Origin of the sequence: Pseudomonas sp. MWU349 (assembly GCF_017947325.1) — a bacterium.
Lineage (GTDB): Bacteria > Pseudomonadota > Gammaproteobacteria > Pseudomonadales > Pseudomonadaceae > Aquipseudomonas > Aquipseudomonas protegens.
This window is the reverse complement of record NZ_JAFEVP010000004.1, coordinates 778,805-803,134: the sequence shown is the minus strand read 5'-3', so window position 1 is coordinate 803,134 and position 24,330 is coordinate 778,805. Positions and strand designations below refer to the sequence as shown.

The 24,330-nt window shown below is 63.7% G+C and carries 20 protein-coding genes; 2 read left to right on the top strand and 18 right to left on the bottom strand.

The features are described from left to right. Window positions 1-59 precede the first annotated feature (59 nt). From KCG88_RS20025 to KCG88_RS20010, 4 genes are read right to left on the bottom strand one after another with little or no spacing between them, the layout of a single operon-like run. On the bottom strand, window positions 60-1,691 hold the full coding sequence (locus KCG88_RS20025; protein WP_210712963.1) for an ABC transporter ATP-binding protein: 1,632 nt from the start codon (window positions 1,689-1,691) through the stop codon (window positions 60-62). A gap of 2 nt (window positions 1,692-1,693) precedes the next feature. After that, window positions 1,694-2,521: an ABC transporter permease gene (locus KCG88_RS20020; protein WP_047289562.1), complete on the bottom strand. Its 828-nt coding sequence runs from the start codon at window positions 2,519-2,521 to the stop codon at window positions 1,694-1,696. Between the two features lie 3 nt (window positions 2,522-2,524). Then, window positions 2,525-3,484 (bottom strand): ABC transporter permease, encoded by a 960-nt coding sequence (locus KCG88_RS20015; protein ID WP_210712962.1) that lies wholly within the window; start codon window positions 3,482-3,484, stop codon window positions 2,525-2,527. A gap of 52 nt (window positions 3,485-3,536) precedes the next feature. Beyond that, on the bottom strand, window positions 3,537-5,138 hold the full coding sequence (locus tag KCG88_RS20010; protein WP_210712961.1) for an ABC transporter substrate-binding protein: 1,602 nt from the start codon (window positions 5,136-5,138) through the stop codon (window positions 3,537-3,539). A gap of 238 nt (window positions 5,139-5,376) precedes the next feature. Between KCG88_RS20010 and KCG88_RS20005 the strand changes: the two genes are divergently transcribed. Beyond that, window positions 5,377-5,817 (top strand): Rrf2 family transcriptional regulator, encoded by a 441-nt coding sequence (locus tag KCG88_RS20005; RefSeq protein ID WP_047289565.1) that lies wholly within the window; start codon window positions 5,377-5,379, stop codon window positions 5,815-5,817. A 152-nt stretch (window positions 5,818-5,969) separates the two neighbouring features. Here KCG88_RS20005 and trpE read toward each other — a convergent pair whose 3' ends face one another. From trpE to KCG88_RS19940, 13 genes are all read right to left on the bottom strand, one after another. Continuing rightward, complete coding sequence (trpE, locus tag KCG88_RS20000) at window positions 5,970-7,457, bottom strand: anthranilate synthase component I (RefSeq protein WP_210712960.1); 1,488 nt, start codon at window positions 7,455-7,457, stop codon at window positions 5,970-5,972. 71 nt (window positions 7,458-7,528) lie between these two features. Continuing rightward, window positions 7,529-8,347: a phosphoglycolate phosphatase gene (locus tag KCG88_RS19995; protein ID WP_047289567.1), complete on the bottom strand. Its 819-nt coding sequence runs from the start codon at window positions 8,345-8,347 to the stop codon at window positions 7,529-7,531. Then, window positions 8,344-9,018 carry a ribulose-phosphate 3-epimerase gene (gene rpe / locus KCG88_RS19990; protein ID WP_011063809.1) on the bottom strand — a complete coding sequence of 225 codons (675 nt, stop codon included), beginning with the start codon at window positions 9,016-9,018 and terminating at the stop codon, window positions 8,344-8,346. The genes KCG88_RS19995 and rpe overlap by 4 nt, the downstream gene beginning before the upstream one ends. 80 nt (window positions 9,019-9,098) lie before the next feature. Further along, entirely contained in the window at window positions 9,099-10,247 is a 1,149-nt protein-coding gene (locus KCG88_RS19985; RefSeq protein WP_047289568.1) for an iron-containing alcohol dehydrogenase, read from the bottom strand. 117 nt (window positions 10,248-10,364) lie between these two features. Further along, window positions 10,365-11,807, bottom strand: a complete 1,443-nt coding sequence (locus KCG88_RS19980) for a hypothetical protein (protein ID WP_210712959.1) — start codon at window positions 11,805-11,807, stop codon at window positions 10,365-10,367. A gap of 73 nt (window positions 11,808-11,880) precedes the next feature. After that, window positions 11,881-13,029 carry an iron-containing alcohol dehydrogenase gene (locus KCG88_RS19975; RefSeq protein WP_047289570.1) on the bottom strand — a complete coding sequence of 383 codons (1,149 nt, stop codon included), beginning with the start codon at window positions 13,027-13,029 and terminating at the stop codon, window positions 11,881-11,883. A gap of 197 nt (window positions 13,030-13,226) precedes the next feature. Then, window positions 13,227-14,600, bottom strand: coding sequence for a sigma 54-interacting transcriptional regulator (locus KCG88_RS19970; protein ID WP_047289571.1), 1,374 nt, complete (start codon window positions 14,598-14,600; stop codon window positions 13,227-13,229). A 102-nt stretch (window positions 14,601-14,702) separates the two neighbouring features. Further along, entirely contained in the window at window positions 14,703-15,527 is an 825-nt protein-coding gene (locus tag KCG88_RS19965) for an ABC transporter permease (RefSeq protein ID WP_047289572.1), read from the bottom strand. Between the two features lie 13 nt (window positions 15,528-15,540). Next, on the bottom strand, window positions 15,541-16,788 hold the full coding sequence (locus KCG88_RS19960) for an ABC transporter permease (protein ID WP_047289573.1): 1,248 nt from the start codon (window positions 16,786-16,788) through the stop codon (window positions 15,541-15,543). Between the two features lie 148 nt (window positions 16,789-16,936). Further along, a complete protein-coding gene (locus KCG88_RS19955; protein WP_047337953.1) occupies window positions 16,937-17,980 on the bottom strand; it encodes an ABC transporter substrate-binding protein in 1,044 nt (347 codons plus the stop codon). A gap of 43 nt (window positions 17,981-18,023) precedes the next feature. Beyond that, the gene (locus KCG88_RS19950; RefSeq protein ID WP_047337954.1) at window positions 18,024-19,148 is read right to left on the bottom strand and encodes an ABC transporter ATP-binding protein; all 1,125 of its coding nucleotides are present in this window, start codon (window positions 19,146-19,148) and stop codon (window positions 18,024-18,026) included. A gap of 262 nt (window positions 19,149-19,410) precedes the next feature. After that, entirely contained in the window at window positions 19,411-20,040 is a 630-nt protein-coding gene (locus KCG88_RS19945) for a response regulator transcription factor (RefSeq protein ID WP_047337955.1), read from the bottom strand. Between the two features lie 13 nt (window positions 20,041-20,053). Next, window positions 20,054-22,453, bottom strand: a complete 2,400-nt coding sequence (locus KCG88_RS19940; protein ID WP_210712958.1) for a sensor histidine kinase — start codon at window positions 22,451-22,453, stop codon at window positions 20,054-20,056. Window positions 22,454-22,527: 74 nt separating this feature from the next. Here KCG88_RS19940 and KCG88_RS19935 point away from each other — a divergent pair, with 74 nt between their 5' ends. Beyond that, window positions 22,528-23,517, top strand: coding sequence for an alpha/beta hydrolase family protein (locus tag KCG88_RS19935; RefSeq protein WP_047289577.1), 990 nt, complete (start codon window positions 22,528-22,530; stop codon window positions 23,515-23,517). Window positions 23,518-23,562: 45 nt separating this feature from the next. Here KCG88_RS19935 and KCG88_RS19930 read toward each other — a convergent pair whose 3' ends face one another. Continuing rightward, on the bottom strand, window positions 23,563-24,330 hold the full coding sequence (locus tag KCG88_RS19930; protein ID WP_210712957.1) for a TerB family tellurite resistance protein: 768 nt from the start codon (window positions 24,328-24,330) through the stop codon (window positions 23,563-23,565).

Genomic DNA, 24,330 nt, shown 5'->3' with positions numbered 1-24,330 from the left:
TTCTGGCCCCAGAAGCACGGCCGCTTGATCAAAGGGGCGCTTTTCTTGCCATGGCCAAGTCAGGAAACCAGCGCCCTTTTCTCGAGCAAATGGTCGAGCCAGTCCGGATCCATTTCTGGCTCGCTGGAGAACAACAAGCCGGTGTAGTCGCGGTACGGCGGGGTAAAGATCTCCTCCCGGCAGCCGTGATCGACCACCTTCCCACGCTGCATCACCAGTACCTCGTCGGCAATGGCGCGCACGGTGGCGACGTCGTGGGTGATGAACAAGTAGGCCACGCCCAGTTGCTGCTGGATGCGGTTGAGCAGCTTCAGAACGCCTTCGGCCACCAGTTGGTCGAGGGCCGAGGTGACTTCGTCGCAAATGATCAGTTGCGGCTCGGCCGCCAGAGCCCGGGCGATACAGATCCGCTGCTTCTGCCCGCCAGACAGTTCGCGGGGCTGGCGATCCATGTACAACGCCGGGTCCAGCTCGATCATCTCCAATAGCTCGGCGACCCGCTGGCGCAGCGCCTGGCCCTTGAGGCCGAGGTAGAAACTCAGCGGCCGGCCGATGATGTCGACGATGCGCTGGCGCGGGTTGAGCGCGGTGTCGGGGATCTGGTAAATCATCTGCAATCGGCGCAGTTGCTCCTTGCTGCGCTGGCGATAATCAGCTGGCAGCGCTTTTGCGTCATACAACACCTGGCCGCTGGTCGGCGGCAACAACCCGGTGATCAAGCGTGCCGTAGAACTCTTGCCGCTGCCCGACTCGCCGATCACCGCCAGGGTCTGGCCACGATAGAGCTTGAGCGAGACATCATGCAGCACCGGCTGATGGCCGTAGCTGGCGCTGGCCTTGCGTACCTCCAGCAGCGGTGTTGCCTGCGGTGGGCACGGCTTGGGCTCGGTGCGCAAGCTACGCACTGCCCACAGCGATCGGGTGTAATCCTGCTGTGGGGCGTCGAGCATGGTCCGGGTGTCGGCCTCCTCCACCAGCTTGCCGTGACGCAGAACCATGATGCGGTCGGCCATTTGCGCCACCACTGCCAGGTCGTGGCTGATATATAAGGCAGCGCTCCCGTAGGTTTTCACCGCATCGCGAATCGCCACCAGCACTTCGATCTGGGTGGTGACATCCAGCGCCGTGGTCGGTTCGTCGAAGATGATCAGGTCCGGATGGCAGGCCATGGCCATGGCGGTCATCACCCGTTGCAACTGACCGCCGGAAACCTGGTGCGGGTAGCGCTGGCCGATCTGCTCGGGGTTGGGCAGACGCAGTATGCGGTAGAGCTCCACCGCTTCGGCTTGCGCCTTGGCACGGTCGATACCAGCGTTCCTTACCGCGGTTTCGACATGCTGGTCGATCAGCCGGTGCGCGGGGTTGAACGAGGCCGCCGCGCTTTGTGCGACATAGGCGATACGCAGGCCGCGCAGCTTGCGCAGGGCTTCGGGCCTGGCGCCCACCAGTTCCTGGCCATCGAAGCGCACCGAGCCACCCGTGATACGGCAACCGTCGCGCACATAACCCATGGAGGCCAGGCCCAGAGTCGACTTGCCCGCCCCCGATTCACCAATCAGGCCCAGCACTTCGCCCCGCTGCAGGCTCAGGTCGATGCCTTTGATCAGCGGGTGCCAAGCGCCCTGATAATGGCCTTCAATACGCAGGTCGTGGATTTCCAGCAGCGGCTTGTCACTTGAATGAACGGTCATGCTCAGCACTCCTTCAGGCCGCTGGACAGATGCAGCACCCAGTCCACGACAAAGTTGACGCTGACGGTGATCAGCGCCACTGCCAGGGCCGGCAGCAGCGGGCTGATATCGCCGAAGGTGATCAGCACGGCATTGTCGCGGACCATGCTGCCCCAGTCGGCGGTCGGCGGCTGGATGCCCAGGCCCAGGAACGACAACGCACTGATGAACAGAAACACGAAGCAAAAACGCAGACCGAACTCGGCAATCAGCGGCGCGGCGGCATTGGGCAGTACCTCGCGGCTGACCAGCCACCACAGCCCTTCCCCACGCAGCCGGGCGGCCTCGACGAAGTCCTGGACCACCACGGTCATCGCCACCGCCCGTGACAGGCGAAACACCCGGGTGGCATCGAGCAGCGCGATCACCAGCACCAGCGAGGTGGCGTTGGTGCCGACCACGCTGAGGATCAGCAAGGCAAAGATCAGCTGCGGGATGGCCATGAGGATATCCACCAGCCGCGACAGGCCCTGGTCGATCCAGCCGCCCCTGATCGCCGCTACCAGCCCGCAGAAACCGCCGACGGCAAAGGCCAGTAGCGTGGTCAGGAAGGCAATCCCCAGGGTGTTGCGCGCGCCATACACCAGGCGGCTGAACATGTCGCGGCCAAGGTTATCGGTACCCAGCAGGAACTGCCCACCCCAGGGCGCAAAACCTTCACCGACCACTTCAGTCTCGCCATACGGCGCCAGCATCGGCGCAAACAGCGCCACCAGGATGTAGGCAACAATCACCAGCAGGCCGAACTGGGCGCTCATGGGCGCCCGCAACAACGCTTTGATCAGGCTCATGGCTTACCCCTTCGGATGCATCAGGCGTGGGTTGCTGGCAATCGACAGCACGTCGGCCGCGGTATTGAGCAGGATGTAGGTGGCGGCGAAGATCAGGCTGCAGGCCTGCACCACCGGGATATCGCGCTTGGACACCGAGTCGACCAGTAACTGGCCGAGCCCCGGATAGACGAACACCACCTCGACCACCACCACGCCGACCACCAGGTAGGCCAGGTTCAGTGCCACCACGTTGATAATCGGTGCCAGGGCATTGGGCAAGGCGTGGTGGAAAATGATCCGCACCTGGCTGATGCCCTTGAGCCGAGCCATCTCGATATAGGGGCTGGCCAGCACGTTGATCAAGGCCGCGCGGGTCATGCGCATCATTTGCGCGATCACCACCAGGCTCAGGGTCAGCACCGGTAGTAGCGAGCGCTCCAGCACCTCGGCGAACGATGCCCCCGGGGCCAGGTTGGAGATACTCGGTAACCAGTTGAGCTTGACTGCGAACACCAGGATCAGGATGTAGGCGACGAAAAACTCCGGGAACGACACCGCGCTCAGGGCGCTGGTGTTGAGCAGGCGGTCGAACCAGCTGTTGCGGTACAACGCCGCGAGCATGCCCAGCAGCAAGGCCACCGGCACCGATACCAGCGCCGCCAGCAAGGCCAGGGTAAAGGTATTGCCCAGGCGCGCGCCGATCAGCTCGGCAATCGGCCGCTGGTTGGCCAGCGACAGGCCCAGGTCACCGTGCAGCAGTTGCCAGGCCCAGTGGCCGAAGCGGGTCAGCGGCGGCAGGTCCAGGCCCAGTTGGGCACGGAAGGCAGCGACGGTCTCGGGAGTTGCCGCCTGGCCGAGCATGGCCTGGGCGACATCGCCCGGGAGCATGCCAACGGCCAGGAAGATGATCACCGACACCGCCAACAGCGACAACAGGCCCAGGGCCAGGCGCTGGAGCAACAGTTTGCAAAGGCTATTCACCGTACAGCTCCTCGAACAGGATCAACGAAGAAAGGTGCAAAAAGTGTCGGGCTTACGCCTGCCACCAGCGCTCGATCAAGCGCAGGCCGTCGAGCTCGCCATAGGGCGCGGTCAGCCCGCCGTGGGCCACGCGCTTGGAACGTGCGGCCACGGAGCTTGCGAACAGCGGCACGATCGCCCCGCCCTCGTCACGGCACAGGGCCTGCATTTCGTTGTACATCTCCTGGCGCAGCGGCGCGTTCATCTCGCCGCGAGCGGCGTTGAGCAGCTGATTGAAACGGGCATTGTCCCAGTGCGTTTCGTTCCAGGCCGCGCCCTTTGCGTAGCCGATGCTGAACATGCGGTCGGCGGTCAGGCTGCTGTACCAGAACGAGGTGGTGAAGGGCTGCTTCATCCATACATTGGAAAAAAAGCCGTCGGCAGGTTCGCGCACCACGTCGATGTCGATACCGGCCTGGCGTGCCTGCTCCTTGAACAGTACCGAGGCATCCACCGCTCCGGTGTAAGCGGCATCGGAGGCCTGCAGGCGCACCTTAAGCGAATCGACCCCGGCCTGGCGCAGGTAAAAACGCGCCTTGTCCGGGTCATAGCCACGCTGCTCCAGGGCGCTGTTGATGAAGCGACTACCGGGCTGGATCGGGTGGTCGTTGCCAATCTGGCCATAGCCATAAAGCACCGAGGCCAACAGGGTTTCGCGGTTGATCGCATGCTTGAGCGCCAGACGGATGTTGTTGTCCTGGAACTGCTGGCTGTCGGTCAGCATCGGGAAGGTGTAGTGCTGGGCGCCCTTGGTCTCTTCGATGACCAGATTGGGGTTGCGCTTGAGCAAGGCGACAGTCTTGAGATCGACCTTGTTGATCACATCGACCTGGCCGGTGACCAGGGCGTTGACCCGCGCGGCGCCATCGGCGATGGCCAGCAACTCGGCGCTGGCGAAATGGGCGCGGCCGGCTTTCCAGTAATCCGGGCTGCGCTCAAGGTCCATGCGCACGCCGGGTTCGAAGCCCTTGAGGCGATAACCGCCGGTGCCGATCCCGGCCTGCCAGTCGGCGGCGCCGTCCTTGGCGGGCATGATCACCAGGTGATAATCGGCCACCACGTAGGCGAAGTCGGCATTGCCCGAATGCAGTTCGAATACCACGGTGTCATTACCCTGGGCGCTGACCTTGGCAACATCGCCGAGCACAGTCTTGGCCGCCGAGGTGGACTTGTCGCCCAGGTGATGCCCGATTGAGGCGACCACGTCGCCGGCATCCAGAGTCTTGCCGTTATGGAAAGTCACCCCCTGGCGCAAGGTGAAGGTCCAGATGCGTGCATCGGGGCTGGATTCCCAGCGCTCGGCCAGCTCCGGGATCGCCGTGCCATCGACGCCGATTTCGCTCAGGGTGTTGTACACCGCCGAGAAACCGACAAAGGTAAAGGTGTCGCTCCATGAACCTGGATCACGGGAATCGGTAGTACTGCCACCGGCCAGGCCCATGCGCAGCACGCCGCCCGCTTTCGGCGTGGCCTCCCCGGCCCAGCCGCGTTGCGGCAAGCCCAGTGAAAACGCCCCGGCCACGGCAACCGCCGCTGCACTGCATTTGAGAAAATCCCGACGCGGCAGGCCGCTGTCGTGCATCGCTTGAGTTATTTTGTTGTTGTTATCGCTCATGGCATTGCCTCTGTTGAACCGCAGAGAAAAGGATTCAGCCGACCTCGCACGCACTGATGCAAAATATTTGTAATTGTCATCGTGACAAATACATTAAGCTCAAAAACAGGTCGCTGCCAATCCCCTTTTCTTTACGAGCGAGGCTCTTGCTAGGCGGGGGTTTGTCAGTACTATCGGTTCGAAGGGGCAGATCGGAATGTCGCTACTGCCCTACCACTGAAGAGAGAATTCAAACTAGATGAGTCAGTCGACCCGCCTGATCACCGCCTCATACATCCTCTCGTTCGTAGCGGCCAACGCGCCGCAGAGGTTGCGTACCGAGACCATTGCCAAGTGGGTCAAGACTCATCCCACCCGGGTACGCAGCCTCGTGTCGCTGATGGTCAAAGCCAATATTCTGAAGTCATGGCGCGGCGCCCACGGCGGCCTGACCCTTGCGCGCCCAGCCAGCGATATCACCTTGCGTGAGGTCTATGACGCCGTACAGGAAAGCTCGCTGATCGCCGAGAAGATCGACAACCCGTTCTCAGGCATGGAAGAACACTGCAAGGTATTCGATGTATTCACCCGCCTGTTCGCCATGCTTGAAGCCAACATGCGCCTGGACCTTGGCGCTATCACCGCAGACCAACTGTTCGTTGCCTTCGAGAAACCGCAAGAAAATATCAGGCAGGCCTGAGACCTCAGGGCGCAATGCTCCGGGCTTACATCAGCGCAGCACCTGGGCGCTTTTCGCTCCCGCGCTCGATTGGTATACACCACAGCACTGGATTTCATGAGGACCTGATGGAAGTCAGGATCCTCAAGAACCCAATCAGCTACAGCAACGCCTCACGCCTTGGATGCAGGGGTCTGTTCCGCCAGTGCCACGGCACGAAACATTGCGCGACGCTTGTTCAGTGTCTCTTCCCACTCCAGGGTCGGCACCGAGTCGGCAACAATCCCGCCGCCGGCCTGTACATGCAGCTCGCCGTTCTTGATCACCGCCGTGCGAATGGCAATGGCGGTGTCCATGTTGCCGTTCCAGGCGAAGTAACCCACGGCGCCGCCATAGATCCCACGCTTGACAGGCTCCAGCTCGTCGATGATTTCCATCGCACGGATTTTCGGTGCGCCGGACAGGGTGCCCGCCGGCAGGATCGCCCGCAGCGCATCCATGGCCGTCAGCCCGGCCTTGAGCTGGCCGGTGACGTTGGAAACGATGTGCATCACGTTGGAATAGCGCTCGATGACCATCTTTTCGGTGAGTTTCACCGAACCGATTTCCGAGACCCGACCGGTGTCGTTGCGCCCCAGGTCGATCAGCATCAGGTGCTCGGCGATCTCCTTGGCGTCCGACAGCAGGTCCTGCTCCAGGGCCAGGTCGGCTTCCTCGGTAGCACCCCGCGGGCGGGTACCGGCGATCGGCCGCACAGTGATCAGGTTGTCTTCGACCCGCACCAGCACCTCCGGCGAGCTGCCCACTACGTGGAAATCACCGAAGTTGAAGAAGTACATGTAAGGGGTCGGGTTGAAGCAGCGCAGCGCCCGGTACAGGTCGATGGGCGCCGCCGAAAAATCGATGGACATGCGCTGGGACGGCACCACCTGCATGCAGTCACCGGCCAGGATGTATTCCTTGATGGTGTCCACGGCCCGTTCATAGTCAGCCTGGGTAAAGCTGGAGCGGAACAGCGGATCGGCGGCCAACTGCTTGCTGAAATCCAGGCCTGGACGCGGAGTGATCGGCTGGCGCAGTTGCGCCAGCAATTCCTGCAAACGTGCCTGGCCGGCTTCGAAGGCGTTGTCCTGGCTAGGGTCGGCCAGCACGATGGCGTGCATCTTGCCCGCCAGGTTGTCGAACACCACTACCGCGTCGGAGACCATCAGCAGGATATCCGGCACACCGATCGGATCCGGGTTAGGGCACGAGCCCAGGCGCGGCTCGACATAACGCACGCAGTCATAGCCGAAATAGCCCACCAGGCCACCGTTGAAACGCGGCAGGCCGGCAATGGTCGGGACGTTGTAGCGGGCTTTGAATTCCTCGACGAAGGCCAGCGGGTCGGCCACTTCGTGACTTTCGATCTCCACGCCATCATGGGTCACGCTGACCTGGAAGCCGTGCACCCGCAGCACAGTGCGGCACGGCAGGCCGATGATCGAGTAACGCCCCCACTTCTCGCCGCCCTGCACCGACTCCAGCAGATAGGAGTTGGGCTGGTCGGCCAGTTTCAGGTAGATCGACAGCGGGGTGTCGAAGTCGGCAAGGGTTTCGCAGGCCAGCGGGATACGGTTGTAACCGGCTGCGGTCAAACGCAGGAATTCTTCGCGAATCATGGGATGCCTCGTGGCTTGAGGGTCTAACAGTCAGGTATGCAAACGTGCCGGCGGGGCCGGCCAGACAAAAATCAGGCGCGCCAACGCCAACGGGCCAAGGCCTTGATGACTTTCATCCAGAGTTTGCGAGTGACCACCACGATGGAGTTTCCAGAATGGGATGGAACAGCGTCGGGCAACGTTATCTCAGCGGCAGGTTCTAAGCAACCGGGGATCAGCGCCCGCAGGTTGTCGATCACCAGCGCTGGCGATTCCTCGGCAATCGGCCGGCCGTGGTTGTAGCCGTAGCTCAGGGCGACGCACTTGACCCCCGCCGCCTTGGCCGCCAGCACATCACTGCGCGAATCGCCGACGAACAGTGATTGCGAGGCCGGCACGCTGGCCATCTTCATCACAAAGAACAGCGCCGCCGGATCGGGTTTCTTCTGCGGCAGGGTATCGCCGCCGATGATCCAGCGGAAATACCGGCCGATTTTCATCTGGTCCAGCAAGGGGGCCACGAAACGCTCGGGCTTGTTGGTAATCAGGGCCATTTCCACGCCCTGCTTGTGCAGCCACTTGAGAGTCTCGCGCACACCGGGATAGACCACGGTCAACTCGTGGCTGTCCTCGTAGGCGGTATTGAACAGCTCCAGCGCATACTCGGCCTCGACATCGTCGACCCCCTGGGCCTCCAGGCTATTGGCCAGGGCCCGGCGCACCAGCATGGGTGCACCATTGCCAACCCACTCACGCACCGCCTCGATACCGGCAGGCTTGCGTCCCAGCTTGAGCAGCATCTGATCCACGGCGGCCGCAAGGTCCGGTACCGAATCGACCAGGGTGCCATCCAGGTCGAACATCACCAGCCGCGGCAGGCGCCCCTGGAACAGCTGCTCAAAGGCGCTCATGGTCGCGCCAACGCCAATTCGGCACGCATTTTCTCGATGACTTCCTGATAATTCGGCGCGTTGAAGATCGCCGAGCCTGCCACAAAGGTATCGGCGCCTGCGGCAGCGATTTCGCGGATGTTGCCCACGTTCACCCCACCGTCGATTTCCAGGCGGATGTCCCGCCCGGAGGCATCGATCAAGGCACGAGCCTCACGCAGCTTGTCGAGGGTGCCCGGAATGAACTTCTGCCCGCCAAAACCCGGGTTGACACTCATCAGCAGCACCATGTCGACCTTGTCCATCACGTACTTGAGCACGTCCAGCGGAGTTGCCGGGTTGAACACCAGGCCGGCCTTGCAACCGCCTTCGCGGATCATCTGCAGGGAGCGGTCCACATGCAGCGTGGCTTCCGGGTGGAAGGTGATGTAGGTGGCGCCCGCTTCGATGAAGTCACCGATGATGCGGTCCACCGGAGTGACCATCAGGTGCGCATCGATGGGCGCGGTGATCCCGTACTTGCGCAGCGCAGCGCAGACCATCGGGCCGATGGTCAGGTTCGGCACATAGTGGTTGTCCATGACGTCGAAGTGGACGATATCGGCACCGGCGGCCAGGACATTGTCCACTTCCTCGCCCAGACGGGCGAAGTCGGCGGAGAGAATCGACGGAGCAATAGCGAAGGGCTGCATGACGCACCTTTTTTGAGCAGAATCACGATGGCGCGCATTGTATACCTCATGCTTTGGAGCGCACACCGTAACCGCGATGATCAGTAGGCCGCGCGATAGATCTTCTCGATATCGGCGGGGCTCAGCCGGCGCGGGTTGTTGCGCATCAAGCGCTCGATACCCGCGGCCTCGACGGCCATGGCCGGGATCGCGTCCTCGGGCACGCCGAAGCTGCGCAAGCCGCTGGGAATTTCCACTGCCGTACACAACGCTGCCATGGCCTCCACTGCCCGGTCGGCCGCCTCGCTGGCGCTCAGGTGCGCGGTCTGGACCCCCATGGCCTCGGCGATATCCTGCATACGCTCGACGCAGGCCATCTTGTTCCAGGTCATGACATAGGGCAGCAGCAAGGCATTGCTGACCCCGTGGGACATATGAAAGCGTCCGCCCAGGGGATAGGCCATCGCATGCACCGCACCGACCCCGGCGTTGCCGAAGGCCATGCCGGCCATCAGGCTGGCGGTGGCCATGTCCTCCCGGGCCTGCAGGTGGGCCGGGTTGGCAAAGGCCTTGGGTAAAGCCTTGACGATCAGCTTGATGGCGCCGATCGCCAGGGAGTCGGTGATCGCGGAAGCATTGAGGGACAGGTAGGCCTCGATGGCATGCGCCAGGGCATCGACGCCGCTGGCCGCGGTGACATGCGGCGGGCAGGTCAGGGTCATCTGCGGGCTGACCAGGGCCACGTCCGGCAACAGGTAGTCGCTGATGATGCCTTTCTTCAATTGCGCGACCCGGTCCGAGAGGATCGCCACATTGGTCACTTCCGAGCCAGTGCCTGCGGTGGTGGGAATGGCGATCAGCGGCGGCCCCTTGCGCGGCACCTGGTCGATGCCGAACAGGTCCTCCAGGGCGCCGTGATAGCCGGCATAGGCTCCGACACTCTTGGCGATATCGATGGCGCTGCCACCGCCCAGGCCGATCAGCCCGTCATGCCCACCCTCGCGGTACACCTGCATGCAGTCCTCGACGATGGCGATTTCCGGATCCGGCTGCACCCGGTCGAAGACTTCGTAACTGCGCTCCCCCAGGTGGGCCAACGCCAGCTCCACCGTGCCAGACCTGAGCAAGGCAGTATCGGTGACGATCAGCGGGTTATCGACATCCAGGCGGGTCAGCTCGGCAGCCAGTTGCTCGATGGCAGTACTGCCGGTCAGCAATTTATGGGCGATCTTGAAAGAGGAAATACTCATGTGCGCAGCCTCTTCTATAAAGGTGGGAGCCGGCACAAGCGTAGCTGGGGATTGAGAAACCGGGCTGTCGCGATGCCCGATCGGCATCACGACAATGCTCACGTTGCGCCCGGAGGCTCAGGCCACCTCGCTTTCCACCGCCCGGGCGGGCTTGGCCTGGGGCCCTTGGGCACCCGGGGCGGGAGTTGCGTCCGCGCTGCCCAGGTCCTTGCTGAAAGTCCGGTCGTTCTCGCCCTTGAAGAAGTTCTTGCCGTAGATCAGCAGGCACAGCACCACGCCAATGGCAAAGCCCCAACTGGCGCCCTTGATCGCCAGCACTGCACCGATCACCCCTGCGATGCCCAGGTCACGCTGGCTACGGGCCTCGAGAATGCCCAGGCGCACGCTGACGTAGCCCTGGATCAGCAAGGTCAGCGCCAGCGCCACCCCGAGAATCGGCTGCACCAGGGTCACTACCGGCAACAGCAGCAGGCCGGTGTTGGTGCCCCAGCGGAACGAGCCCATGCCGCCGTAGATCGACTTCATGGCCTTGGGCCCGCCCTTGAAGCGTTCGATCACCACCACCAGCATCGCCGCCCATTTAGGCCCGCACATGGCAATGTCCGGACCGAAGATGCTCATGAAGGCGTTGCGCCCGCCGAAGATCAGGTGCGAGCGGTCCGGGTCGTAGTCGACCTTTTCGTCGGTGCGGATCTGCTCGGCTTCGTCCAGCAGCACCTTGGCGCTGAGCACATCGCCAAAGACGATGATGTACACCGCGAGCATGGTCGGCAGCGCGCTGATGAACATCGACAGCGGCGGCATGCCCAGGCCGAACACCGTGTAGTTGTTCCACAGGCCGATGAAGTCCGGCTTGCTCAGGCCCCACTGGATGGTCGGCCACGGCGCTTCACCGAACAGCGGCGCCAGCACCACCGCCAGCAGGATGATCGGCAGGATGCCCAGCTTGGCGAAGTTCCACCAGAAGCGGTTGCGCAGCTTGAGCTGGGCAAAGTGCTGGGAAAAGATCAGGTAGAAGGCAATGCCGATGGCGATGGAAATGGTCCAGGGAAAGCTGTCGAACTTGCCACCCACCTGGAACACCGCGGTCACCGCACTGAGCCCGGCGCCGACAATGATTCCCGACTTGATCGCCGAGGGCACGAAGCCCACCACCTTGCGCGCCATGCCGGTGGCCCCCAGGGCGATGGAGAACACCCCGAGCATCAGCTGGAAGGCAATCAGCGCGTGGACACGCTCCGGGCCCACGGGAAACTGCGCGCAATAGGCCATCAGCAGCGGCACCGCCGGGGTGATCCAGCCGGGCACCACGGGGTCGCCCAGCAGGTGGTGGGCCAGGTACAACAGGCCGTTGAGCATGACCACGGCCAGGGCCATCTCGAAGGGCATGCCGAGGAACTCGGTCATCAGTGGAATGGCCGCCAGGTCGACGGCGCACATCAGCAAGCCTTGCAGGTAGTCCGGCAGCTCGAGTTTGTAGTGGATAAAGGGCAAACGCACCTTGAACGGGCCAAGGGGGATGTACGGCGTTTCGTGCCGAGTGTCGGAAGGCGTTGGCATCAACTGCACCTGTCTTATTGGTATTGGTGGCGGTGTAAAGCGGCCCGCGCCAGTTGGCACGGGCAAGGATCGATCAATAGGCAGCCCGGTAGATCTGCTCGATATCGCCGGGGCTCAGTTGGCGCGGGTTGTTGCGCATCAGCCGCTGGATACCCGCCGCTTCCAGGGCCATGGCCGGGATCGCGTCCTCGGGCACACCGAAGCTGCGCATGCCGGTGGGAATGTCTACGGCAGCGCACAGCGCAGCCATGGCCTGGACCGCCTGCTCCGCGGCCTGGCCATCACTGAGCCCGGCGATCGGCAGGTCCATGGCCTGGGCGATATCGCGAAAGCGCTCGACACAGGCCATTTTGTTCCAGGCCATGACGTAGGGCAGCAGCAGCGCGTTGCTCACCCCGTGGGCGATATTGAAGCGCCCGCCCAGGGGATAGGCCAGGGCATGCACCGCACCGACCCCGGCATTGCCGAAGGCCATGCCAGCCATCAGGCTAGCGGTGGCCATGTCTTCCCGGGCCTGCAGGTTGGCCGGATTGGCGTAGGCCTTGGGCAGCGCCCTGACGATCAGGCGGATCGCGCCCAGGGCCAGGGAGTCGGTGATCGGCGAACCGTTGAGCGACAGGTAGGACTCCACCGCATGTACCAGCGCGTCGACACCACTGGCGGCGGTGACGCTACGCGGGCAGGTCAGGGTCATCACCGGGCTCACCAGCGCTACGTCCGGCAGCAGGTAATCGCTGACGATGCCCTTTTTCAACTGGGCCACCTTGTCCGAGAGGATCGCCACGTTGGTCACCTCCGAACCGGTGCCCGCAGTGGTAGGAATGGCAATCAGCGGCGGCCCCTTGCGCTGCACCTGATCCACCCCGAACAGCTCTTCCAGCGCGCCTTCATGGCCGGCGAACGCAGCCACCGCCTTGGCGATATCAATGGCGCTGCCGCCGCCCAGGCCGATCAGGCCATCGTGGCCACCGGCCCGGTAAGCCTGGGTGCAGGCCTGGACTATGGCGATTTCCGGCTCCGGCTGGACCTCGTCGAAGATCCGGTAGGCGCGCCCGCCCAGGTGGGCCAGGGCCAGATCGACGGTGCCGGACTTGACCAGGATCGCATCGGTGACGATCAGCGGGTTGCGGATCTGCAGGCGCGCCAGTTCGGCGTCCAGCTGTTCGATGGCGCCCTGGCCGGTAATCAGTTTGTTGGCAATCTTGAACGCAGAAATACTCATCAGCTCGGCCTTGTTTAATTGTTGTGGCAAGAGCGCCGTCAGGCGGCCACTCTCGAATGGGCTCGCAGGCTGTAGAGCGAAAGCTGTGCCAAGATACGCAAAGCCTTGATCTACAAGGCTCTGTGAGGAAATCCAGGGGAATGACCGGGGCGTCGCGATTGAATTGCTGATCGCTGCAGGCAGCTCTGATCAGAATCCTAATCAGAGTGTTCCCAGCGCTTCATCTTCTGCACCACCGTGGCCTGGCTCACCCCCAGCGCCTTGGCGGCCAGGCGGGTGGTCTTGTGCAGTTGCAGGGCCGCCCGAATTGCCTGGCGCTCGGCGTTCTCCAGCACCTTGCGCAGCGGCAGGCGGCTGTCGTCGGTGTTGCGGGCCTGTTGCTCGATCAGGTCCTCCGGCAGGTCCAGGGCCTCTATCACCTGTCCGGAGCAGGTCACCACCAGGCGCTCCACCACGTTGATCAGCTCGCGGATGTTCCCCGGCCAGGCGTACTCGCCCAGCAGTTCCAGGGCTTCCAGGCTCCACTGCACCTGACGCTGATAGCGCTGGTTGAAATGCTCCAGGTAGTACTCCAGCAAGGGGCCGATTTCCTCGCTGCGCTCGCGCAGGGCCGGGATCGCGATGGGCACCACATTCAGGCGGTAATACAGGTCGGCGCGGAACTTGCCCTCGGCCACCCGCTGCTTGAGGTCGTGATGGGTGGCGCTGATGATGCGCACATCCACCTCCTTGAGCTCCAGGCCGCCCACCGGAATGAAGCGGTTCTCTTCGATGACCTTGAGCAGCTTGACCTGCACCGCCAGGGGCAGATCGCCGATCTCGTCGAGAAACAGCGTACCGTTGTGGGCCAGTTCCAGCAGCCCGCGCTTGCCCTTACTGCCAGCACCAGTGAAGGCACCCGGGGCATAGCCGAACAGCTCGGCCTCGATCAGGTTCTCCGGCAGCGCCCCGCAGTTGAGGGCCAGGAACGGTTCACGGGCACGAGCACTCGCGTTGTGGATAAATTGCGCCACCAGGGTTTTACCCACACCCGTCTCCCCTTGCAGCAGCACCTTCACATCGCAGTCGGCCACTTGCCGGGCCTGGGCAAAAACCCGCCCGGAAACCTCCTGGTCGGCCATCAGCGGGGATTGCAACAGGTCGTCGCGCTGGCCCGCATGCAGCCGCGCAGTGCTGGTGCGCAGTTGCTTGAGCTGCTGCAACTCGTCGCGCTCGCGCTTGATGCGCAGCAGCTCGGTCATGTCGCGCACGGTGCTGACCACATAGCGAATGCTCTGGTCGGCGGCGAGGATCGGCGTGGCACTGACCAGCAACTTCTTGCCGTGGCTGAGGCTCTGCATCACCGATACCGGCCGACCGTCCTGCAGTACCCGTAGTGAAGCGGACTGGGAAATCACTCCGCTCTTCACCAGCTCCTGCATCGGCCGCCCCAGCAGCTCGGCGCCGCTCAGGCCGGTGAGACGCTCGTAGGCCTGGTTGACCTTGAGGGTCTGACCCTGGCCATCGGTGATGTAGACGCCGTCATGCAGCGCATTGAGCAGCTCTTCGAAACTGGCATCGTTGAAGTTCACCCGCGACTCCACAGTAAGCATGGGAAGCGCGCAGTTTACGGGTGAACGACAAGCAGAGGGGATGGGGCGGCCCCGACCTTAGTAAAAGGCCGCCCGAGGGGCTCAGACCTGAGCCGTGCGCAGTTTCTCGCTGCGCCCACGCAGCCATTCCAGGGTCAGCAGCAGGATCACCGAGAAGGCGATCAGCAACGTGGCCGCAGCGGCGATGGTCGGGCTGAGGTTCTCGCGGATGCCGCTGAACATCTGCCGCGGCAGGGTGGCCTGCTCCGGGCCGGCGAGGAACAGGGTCACCACCACTTCATCGAACGAGGTGGCGAAGGCGAACAGCGCGCCACTGATGACCCCGGGGGCGATCAACGGCAAGGTTACCCGGCGGAACGTGGTCAGCGGCGAGGCGCCCAAACTGGCCGCGGCCCGCACCAGGTTGTGGTTGAAGCCCTGCAGGGTTGCCGACACGGTGATGATCACGAAAGGCACGCCGAGCACCGCATGCACGATGATCAGCGAAAAGAAACTGTTACCCATGCCCAGTGGAGCGAAGAACAGGTAGCTGGCCACACCGATGATCACCACCGGCACCACCATCGGCGAAATCACCAGGGCCATCACCAGCGCCTTGCCGGGGAAATCACCGCGGGTCAGGCCGATGGCCGCCAGGGTGCCGAAGACCATGGCCAGCAAGGTCGCGGCCGGCGCCACGATGACGCTGTTCTTCAGTGCGCGCATCCACTCGGCAGAGGCGAAGAAGTCCTGGTACCAGTGCAGCGAAAAGCCCTGCAGCGGGTACACCAGGAAACTGCCGGAGTTGAACGACAGCGGGATGATCACCAGCACCGGTAACACCAGGAACAACAGGATCAAGCCGCAGAGAATCCGCAAGCTGTAGAACCAGACCCGTTCGACGGGCGACATGTAGGGGCTCAGCATTTCGATTCTCTCCTTAGCTCAGGCGCAGGCGGCTGGCGCCCACCAGCCAGCTGTAAATCAGATAGAGCACGATGGTCGCCAGCAACAGCAGGCCGCCCAGGGCCGTGGCCATGCCCCAGTTGATGCTGGTGTTGGTATAGAAGGCGACGAAGTAGCTGACCATCTGATCGTTCGGGCTGCCCAGCAATGCCGGGGTGATGTAGTAACCAATCGCCAGGATGAACACCAGCAGGCAACCGGCGCCGACCCCGGCATAGGTCTGCGGGAAGTACACCCGCCAGAAGCTGGCGAACGGATGGCAGCCCAGGGAAATCGCCGCACGCATGTAGGTGGGCGAGATGCCCTTCATCACGCTGTAGATCGGCAGGATCATGAACGGCAGCAGGATGTGCACCATGGAGATGTAGACCCCGGTGCGGTTGAACACCAGTTCCAGGGGCTTGTCGATCACCCCCATGGCCAGCAGCGCGCTGTTGATCAGGCCGCCCGATTGCAGCAGCACGATCCAGGCCGCGACCCGCACCAGGATCGAAGTCCAGAACGGCAACAGCACCAGAATCATCAAGAGGTTGCTCTTGCGCGCCGGCAGATTGGCCAGCAGGTAGGCCAGGGGATAGGCCAGGGCCAGGCAGATGGCGGTGATCACCAGGCCCATCCAGAAGGTGCGGGCGAAGATGTCCAGGTAGATGGCCTGGTCCGGGGTAGCCGGGGCCAGCTCGCCCAGGTCATCGATGCGATGGTCCACCGCCGCCAGCAGGTAGTACGGGGTCAGGCTGCTGGTGTTGCGGCGGATCGCCTGCCAGTAGGCCGGGTCACCCCAGCGCTCATCCAGGCTTTCCATGGCTTCTTTATAGGATTCGGGCTCGGCCTTGAACGGCAAGGCGCGGGCGGTTTTGGTCAGCAGGCTGCGGTAGCCGGCCAACTCCATGTTCAGGCGCTTGGACAGGTCGCCCAGTGTCTGATTCTTGCGGGCGTCCGCCAGGTCTTCGCTCAAGGCCTTGTAGGCCCCTTCAGCGGGCAGGCCACGACCGTCCCAGGCACTCACGGCCGCCACCGTACGCGGCATACCGCCGACCACTTCCGGGTTGCCGACGCTCTTGTACAGCAGCGCCACGATCGGTACCAGGAACACCAGCAACAGAAACAGCACCAGGGGCGCGATCAGCGCCTGGGCCTTCCAGCGGTTGACCCGCTCGGCACGGGCCAGCCGCTGCTTGAGGGTCGGGCCGGTGACCGCGTTCAGGGGAACGGTGATGGTCATGACAAACTCCGCGAATCGATCTTTCGAATACAAACCACCGGGTGGCAGGAGCGGGCTTGGCCGCGCATCGAAGGGTGTGCTTCAACATCAAGGTTGATGCGCATGACGCCTTCGCGGGCAAGCTCGCTCCTACAACGGCTGGGGGTGGTTACTTGGCTGCCCAGGCGTTGAAGCGCTGTTCCAGTTGCTCACCGTTGTCAGCCCAGAAGCTGACGTCGATCTGCACCTGGTTGGCGATGTTTTCCGGAGTGGTCGGCATGTCCTTGAGGATGTCCTTGGCCAGCAGCGGCACGGCCTGGGTGTTGGCCGGACCGTAGGCGATATTCTCCGAATAGGTCTTCTGCTGCTGCGGCTGTACCGAGTAGGCGATGAATTTCTTCGCCGCTTCGGCGCGAGCCTTGTCCAGGCCTTTGGGAATGGCCCAGGCGTCGAAGTCGTAGATGCCGCCGTTCCATACCACTTTCAGGTTGCTTTCCTTCTGCACCGCAGCGATCCGACCGTTGTAGGCCGAACTCATGACCACGTCGCCGGAGGCCAGGTACTGCGGCGGCTGGGCGCCGGCTTCCCACCACTGGATGTAAGGCTTGAGCTCATCGAGTTTCTTGAAGGCGCGGTCCTGGCCATCCTTGCCGGCCAGGACCTTGTACACGTCCTTGGGCGCGACGCCGTCGGCCATCAAGGCGAATTCCAGGGTGTACTTGGCGCCCTTGCGCAGGCCGCGCTTGCCCGGGAACTGCTTGACGTCCCAGAAATCAGCCCAACTGCTCGGAGCGGTTTTCAGCTTGTCGGCGTTGTAGGCCAGGACCGTGGACCAGACGAAGAAGCCCACGCCGCACGGTTGGATAGCGCCCTTGACGTAGTCTTCGCTCTTGCCGAACAGCGCCGGGTCCAGTTGCTCGAACATGTCCTCGTCGCAACCGCGGGACAGTTCCGGGGACTCCACTTCCACCAGGTCCCAGGACACGCTCTTGGTGTCGACCATGGCTTTGATCTTGGCCATCTCGCCGTTGTATTCACCGGCGATGATCTTGCCCTTGCCGGCCGCTTCCCAAGGGGCATAGAAGGCCTTGACCTGTGCCGCCTTGTTCGCCCCGCCAAAGGACACTACGGTCAGGTCCGGCCCCGCCGCCATGGCGTGCGCCGCACCCAGCATGCCCAATGCCAGGGCGGTGAATTTCAGGGATCTCAACATTTATTGTGTTCTCCACGTGCAGGTTGGTGTTGCAGGGGGGCGATCAATTCGCCTCTAGAAGCGGGTCGAGCGCGCGAACGTGCTCGACTTGCCAGCCAAGCGGCACCACGTCACCCACCGCCAGCGCAGGATCGAGCTCGGCAATCGGCTGTTTCACGAAGAAGTCGCTTTTGCCGCAGACTTCCAGGCGCACCCGGACGTGGTCGCCCAGATAGATGAATTCCGCCACCCGGCCGGAGAAGCGGTTGACGCAGCTTTCGCTGGAACCGTTGAGGCTCACCCGCTCCGGGCGGATGGACAAGGTCACCGGGCCGCCGACCTGGCCGACATTCACTGCCAGCGCCTCGACCTTCTCGCCACGCCCCAGCTCCACCACGCAGCGCTCGCCGTTATGGCTGTGCAGGCGGCCGTTGAGGCGGTTGTTCTCGCCGATGAAGTTGGCGACGAAGGTGTTCTTCGGCTCTTCGTAGAGGGTGCGCGGCGGCGCGATCTGCTGGATCTCGCCCTGGTGGAACACCGCCACACGGTCGGACATGGTCAGTGCTTCGCCCTGGTCGTGGGTCACATAAACCACGGTCACGCCCAGGCGCTGATGCAGGTGCTTGATCTCCATCTGCATGTGTTCGCGCAGCTGCTTGTCGAGGGCGCCGAGGGGTTCGTCCATCAGCACCAGCTGCGGCTCGAACACCAGGGCCCGGGCCAGGGCCACCCGCTGCTGCTGGCCGCCGGACAGTTGCGCCGGGTAGCGCTGGGCGAACGCATCGAGCTGGACCATGCTTAGCACGCGCTTGACCCGCTCACTGATGTCGGTCTTGCTCAGGCCACGCACCGACAGCGGAAAGCCGAGGTTCTCGGCCACGGTCATGTGCGGGAACAAGGCGTAGTTCTGGAACACCATGCCGATATCGCGCTTGTGCGGCGGCACATTGTTAATGGCACGCCCGGCCAGCTGGATCTCACCGGCGGTCGGCGTCTCGAAACCGGCCAGCATCATCAGGCTGGTGGTCTTGCCGGAACCGGACGGCCCCAGCAGGGTGAGGAACTCGCCTTTGCGAATTTCCAGGTTGAGGTCTTTGACGATCAGGTTCTCGCCGTCGTAGCTCTTCTGCACACCACGAAAACTGACCAGAACATCGTTGGCCCCAGCGCTTGAAACGACCTCGCTCATACCCACACCTTTTGTTTTAGACGGCTGTGGAGCAAGCCTAGAGGAGCCTGCAGAGCGCGCAAATCGGGGGCCAGGAGAGATTCGCCTCAGCCCTCTGGAAGGTTGCGTGTAGGGATTGCCCTACAAGAATGGCGCGATTGGATAAGGGCGGAGGCAAACGGCAGGCTGCAAGCGGCAAGAAACGGCCAAAGCCTGAAAGCGCGGAATGTCGCAAATGGATAAGTGCCCTCCCCCAAGGGGAGGGAGAGCACAGGAGAGGGTGTCAGAGCAGCTTGTGCTCCATGGCGTACTTCACCAGTTCGGCCAGGGAGGTGATGTTGAGTTTCTGCATCAGCCGCGCCTTGTGGGTGCTGATGGTCTTGCTGCTCAGGGCCAGTTGCTGGGCGATGTCGTTGACATTGGCGCCCTGGGCCAGGCGCTCGAAGACCGAGAACTCTCGCTCGGACAGCAGCGAATGCAAGGGCCGGGCATCGGTCAGGCCGACTTCGAAGACCATGCGGTCCGCCAGGTCCGGGTCGATATAGCGCCCGCCGGAGGCCACCTTGCGGATGGCGGTCAGCAGCAGCGACGGGTCGCTGTCCTTGGTGGCGTAGCCGGCAGCGCCGATCTTCAGCGCCCGGGCGGCCATCTGCGCCTCGTCGTGCATCGACAGCACCAGGATTGCCGGCGGATTGCTCAGGGCGCGGATCCGCGGAATGGCCTCCAGGCCGTTCACCCCGGGCATGGAGATATCCAGCAGTACCACTTCGCAGGGCACCTGACGCAGGGTCTCCAGCAACTGCTCGCCGTTGCTCGCCTCGCCCACCACGACCAGGTCCTTGGCCAGGCCAATCAGTTGCTTGATGCCTTCGCGAACGATGGTGTGGTCTTCGGCTACCAGTACACGGATCACGCGCTTCTCCTCGTTATTCTTCTGGATCCAGGGGCACCCGGACGCTCAGGGTGGTGCCTTCGCCCTGCTCACTGTGCAGCGACAGGCTCCCGCCCATGATCAGCACCCGCTCGCGCATGCCCACCAGGCCAAAGGAGGTCGGGCGCGCCGACGCGGTGTCGAAGCCCAGGCCGTCATCGCTGATGCTCATGCACAGCTCGTGTGCTTCCAGGGTCAGGGTCAGTTCCACAGTATGCGCCTGGGCATGGCGCATGACATTGGTCAGGGCCTCCTGGAGGATACGGAACAGGCCGACGGCCTTGGCGTCGCTCAAGCGTGGCAGGTTGTCCGGCACCTGGACCAGGCAAGGGATCTGGGTGCGGGCCTCGAACCGGCGGGCCTGCCATTCGATGGCCGAGGCGATGCCCGCATCGAGGATCGGCGGCCGCAAGGCGGTAGCCACATCCCGCACCAGCTGGAACAGCTGGGCGATCAGGCGCTTCATGCTGTTGAGGCGTTCATGCAGGCCCGGGTCGAGCTGGGCATAGGCCAGTTCACACATGGACGTTTCCAGCTTGAGCACCGTCAGCATCTGCCCCAGTTCGTCATGGACTTCCCGGGCAATGCGGGCCTTTTCCTCTTCGCGCACGCTTTCCAGGTGCGCCGACAGCTCCCGCAACTGTTCACGGGAGCTGGCCAGTTCCAGCTCGATGCGCTTGCTTTCGCTGATGTCCCAGACAATGCCGTCCCAGACAAACGCGCCGTCATCCAGGCGCCGGGTGATGGCCTTGATCTCGGCCCAGCGCTGCTGGCCCTGGCGAGTGAGGATGCGGCCCTGCCAGGACCAGTCGCTGTCGGTGTCCAGGGCCTGGTCCTGGGTCTGGTGATAGCTGGCCTTGTCGTCCGGGTGCACCAGGCTGCGCAGGCCCTTGTCCCGGTGGGCCAGCACTGCTGGCGAGTAGCCCACCAGGGTCTCGCTGCCTTCGCTGATATAGGCAAAGTCGATCTGCCCGGTGACCGGCGCCCGCTCCAGGCGGAACACCAGGCCCGGCACGTTGGCTGCAATCCCCTGCAGACGCGCCTCGCTTTCGCGCAGGGCCGCCAGCGCGCGACGGCGCTCGGTCACGTCATTGAGGTAAACCACCAGGTATTCGCTGTCGCGAAAGCGCAGGAAGCTCAGGGACACGTCCGCCGGCAGGATGCTGCCATCGGCACGCACACACTGGGTCTCGAAACTTTGCACGCCCTCCTCGCTGGCCCGGGCCCGCTTCCACAGGTTGAGCCAGCGATCCATGTGCAGGTTGGGCTCGAAATCGATCAGCGGCCGGTCGATCACCCCGCCCGCCGGGTAACCGAGCATCTCTTCGGCTGCCCGGTTGGCGTAGCGCACATGGCTGTCCCAATTGACCCAGAGAATGCCCACGGTGCTCTGATCGATGGAGAACTGGGTCAGACGCAGGGCTTCCTCGCTGGCGGCACGCAAGGCGATGTCCTCCCGCGCTGCCAGCAGGCGCTGCTCCAGGCTGCGCTGCTGGCGGCGCTGCCAGAAGACGATCGCCAGACTCGCCAGCAGCAGGATCACCAACAGCAGGCTGAGGTTCTGCCAAACCCCGGGGGACTCGCCAAGCCGCGGGTACTTGGGCTGCAGCCAGCGGCCATGGAGCTGCTCCAGCTCCTTGGCCGGGATCGCATGCAAGGCCGCTTCGACAATGCTCGCCAGTTCCGGCCAATCGCGGCGGGTGGCTATCCGCAGCAATTGCGGCAGGCCGATATCCCCCACCACGGCCAGCCCGGCGAACTCCGCCTCCCCCGACAGGCGACTGAGCTGAGCTTCGTCCACCACCGCGTAGCGGGCCTGCTGGCTCAGCAGCAACTGCAGGGCCTGGCGCTCCAGGGGCACCCCTTGCAGGTTGAGGTTGGGGTAAGTCAGGCGCAGGTAATCGGCCACTGCACTGGGCATGCGCACGGCTACCCGGGCCTGGCTGTCGAGCTTTTCCAGCTCCACCGCACCTGCGCCCTTGCGCTCCCCGACCACCAGCTGCGGCACGCGCATATAGGGGTCGCTGAACAGCCACAGGCGCAGACCGGCCGGGGTCTGGGTCAGGCCCGGGGCCATGTCCACTTCGCCGTCGCGCAGGGCTCGCTCCAGCTGTGCCTGGTCAGGGAAGTTGCGCCAGCTGAGCTCGATGTTCAACGCCTTGGCCAGGGCTTGCATCAACTCGACATTGGCCCCGGACAGCCGCTGCAGGCGCCGGTCGTACTGGGCGAACGGCGCCTGCAACACCAGCCCCACTCGCAACTCGGGGTGCTGCGCCAGCCACTGGCGCTGTTCCAGGCTCAAGGACGCCGTCGGCACCTGGGGCGCCGGGGCCGCACGGCCTATCAAGGGAAGGCACAGACAGCCGATAAGCAGAAGGCAGCGAAAACGCATCATCTGAAGTCTCACACCCTGACAAATACTGACCAACCCATTAGGCTGCCGGAATTACTTCTGGCCTGGAATATCCGATGCCCCTTGTCCACCGCTCGGCACTGCCCGCATTGTGCCTGTCGCTGATCCTGCCCTGGACCTTTTCTGTGCAAGCTGCCGACCCGGCTCCAGAAACCAAGACTCCCGAGGAACAACCGGCGCAACGCCAACCCTTGCCTGAACGTAGCCAGGAAGACGCCGCCGCCCTGGAGCGCCAGTTGCCCGCCCTGGAACAGCAGCAGTTGCAAGCCGGCGGCGATACCTTCCTGGCCCTGTGGAAGCCAGCCAACACCAGCGACCCCAAGGGCGTGGTGATTATCCTCCCGGGAGCGGGTGAAACCGCTGACTGGCCGCAAGCCATTGCACCTTTGCGCAACAGATTGCCGGACACCGAGTGGGCCAGCCTGAGCCTGACCCTGCCCGACATGCTCAGCGAGGCCGCGCAACCACGGGTGGTCGAAGCCGCACCGGCCCCTACGGACAAGGCCAATACCGCCAAGGACGCCAGCACCGAGGCCAAGCCGATCGAGCAGGTCGCTGGCGGCGAAGCCGACGTGGCCGACCGGGTAGTAGCAGAAAGCACGGAAGAGCAGGTCAAGGCGGATGCCGAGCGCATCTTCACCCGTGTCGATGCGGCCCTGGCCTTTGCCGAACAGCAGAACGCCCGCAGCATCGTGCTCCTGGGTCATGGTACGGGTGCCTACTGGGCCGCACGCTACCTCAGCGAGAAACAGCCGGCCCAGGTACAGAAGCTGGTGATGGTAGCAGCCCAGTCCCCGGCCAATGGCAAACCGCAGTTGGCGGAGATCACGCCTACGTTGAAGCTGGCCACTGCCGACTTCTTCTACGTCGACAAGCCCCTGGCGCAAAAAGCCGCCCTGGAGCGACTGCAAGCGAGCAAGCGCCTGAAGCACTCGAACTTCAGCCAGATTCCCCTCAAGGCCCTGCCTGGCAACAACACCGCCCAGCAAGAGCAGCTGTTTCGCCGGGTACGCGGTTGGTTGAACCCTCAGAACACCGATAGCTGAGCCCACAGGCCGCGACTGCCACAGCGGCGATCGCGGCCTGCACCCTCAGCGAAATTCTCGGCGCTGGCGTATCAGGGCATAGGCGCTGTGCAGCTCCCGGGTCTTTTCCGTGGCCTCACGCACCTGTGACTCGCTGGCGCCGTTGCCGGCGATCTTGTCCGGGTGATGGCGGCTGAGCAGGCGCCGATAGGCCCGCTTGATCTGCGACGGCTCACTGGTAGCTGCAACCCCCAACAGGCGCAGCGCCTCTTGATAAGTCAGGGCACCTTCGGCCAGCGACTTCCTCGCCGGACCGTAGTCCTGCGCCAGTGCCTGCACCTGCTCGCGGGTCCAGCCCAGCCATTTGCCCCAGAGCTGGATCAGCTCGCGCTCCGCCGGCCCGACCCGGCCGTCGGCCCAGACCATGCGCCAACAGGCCCGCAGCACGCCTTCGGCGGCATGGGGCTGGGCCGCAAGGCGACGCAGATAGCCGCGCAGACGGTCATTGCCCGACTTGCCGCGGTTGAATGCGGCAATCGCCCGGCGCTGGGACGCATCGTTCATCTCCAGCGAGCGCATTTCCTGACGCGCCTGCTGGATATGCCCGTCCATCACCCGGCCATCACTCTTGGCCAGCCGCCCCAGCAGTACGAACAGCAATTCATCATTGCGCAACGCCGGGCGGCCGCCCAGGCGTTCACGCACCTGCGCCCAGCTGTGCAGTTGCAGGCGCCGGTCCAGCGCCTGCCCCAGCAACGCACCGAGCATGGCCCCCGGAATACTGGCGATTGCAAATCCAGCTCCGGCTCCGATCAGAGTCCCTGGCCACCACAT

Bases quoted from the DNA above. Each gene is read 5' to 3' on its own strand.
- KCG88_RS20025 (WP_210712963.1), bottom strand. From the start codon at position 1,691: ATGACCGTTCATTCAAGTGACAAGCCGCTGCTGGAAATCCACGACCTG.
- KCG88_RS20020 (WP_047289562.1), bottom strand. From the start codon at position 2,521: ATGAGCCTGATCAAAGCGTTGTTGCGGGCGCCCATGAGCGCCCAGTTC.
- KCG88_RS20010 (WP_210712961.1), bottom strand. From the start codon at position 5,138: ATGAGCGATAACAACAACAAAATAACTCAAGCGATGCACGACAGCGGC.
- KCG88_RS20005 (WP_047289565.1), top strand. From the start codon at position 5,377: ATGAGTCAGTCGACCCGCCTGATCACCGCCTCATACATCCTCTCGTTC.
- trpE (WP_210712960.1), bottom strand. From the start codon at position 7,457: ATGATTCGCGAAGAATTCCTGCGTTTGACCGCAGCCGGTTACAACCGT.
- KCG88_RS19995 (WP_047289567.1), bottom strand. From the start codon at position 8,347: ATGAGCGCCTTTGAGCAGCTGTTCCAGGGGCGCCTGCCGCGGCTGGTG.
- rpe (WP_011063809.1), bottom strand. From the start codon at position 9,018: ATGCAGCCCTTCGCTATTGCTCCGTCGATTCTCTCCGCCGACTTCGCC.
- KCG88_RS19985 (WP_047289568.1), bottom strand. From the start codon at position 10,247: ATGAGTATTTCCTCTTTCAAGATCGCCCATAAATTGCTGACCGGCAGT.
- KCG88_RS19980 (WP_210712959.1), bottom strand. From the start codon at position 11,807: ATGCCAACGCCTTCCGACACTCGGCACGAAACGCCGTACATCCCCCTT.
- KCG88_RS19975 (WP_047289570.1), bottom strand. From the start codon at position 13,029: ATGAGTATTTCTGCGTTCAAGATTGCCAACAAACTGATTACCGGCCAG.
- KCG88_RS19965 (WP_047289572.1), bottom strand. From the start codon at position 15,527: ATGCTGAGCCCCTACATGTCGCCCGTCGAACGGGTCTGGTTCTACAGC.
- KCG88_RS19960 (WP_047289573.1), bottom strand. From the start codon at position 16,788: ATGACCATCACCGTTCCCCTGAACGCGGTCACCGGCCCGACCCTCAAG.
- KCG88_RS19955 (WP_047337953.1), bottom strand. From the start codon at position 17,980: ATGTTGAGATCCCTGAAATTCACCGCCCTGGCATTGGGCATGCTGGGT.
- KCG88_RS19950 (WP_047337954.1), bottom strand. From the start codon at position 19,148: ATGAGCGAGGTCGTTTCAAGCGCTGGGGCCAACGATGTTCTGGTCAGT.
- KCG88_RS19940 (WP_210712958.1), bottom strand. From the start codon at position 22,453: ATGATGCGTTTTCGCTGCCTTCTGCTTATCGGCTGTCTGTGCCTTCCC.
- KCG88_RS19935 (WP_047289577.1), top strand. From the start codon at position 22,528: ATGCCCCTTGTCCACCGCTCGGCACTGCCCGCATTGTGCCTGTCGCTG.
- KCG88_RS19930 (WP_210712957.1), bottom strand. From the start codon at position 24,330: ATGTGGTGGCCAGGGACTCTGATCGGAGCCGGAGCTGGATTTGCAATC.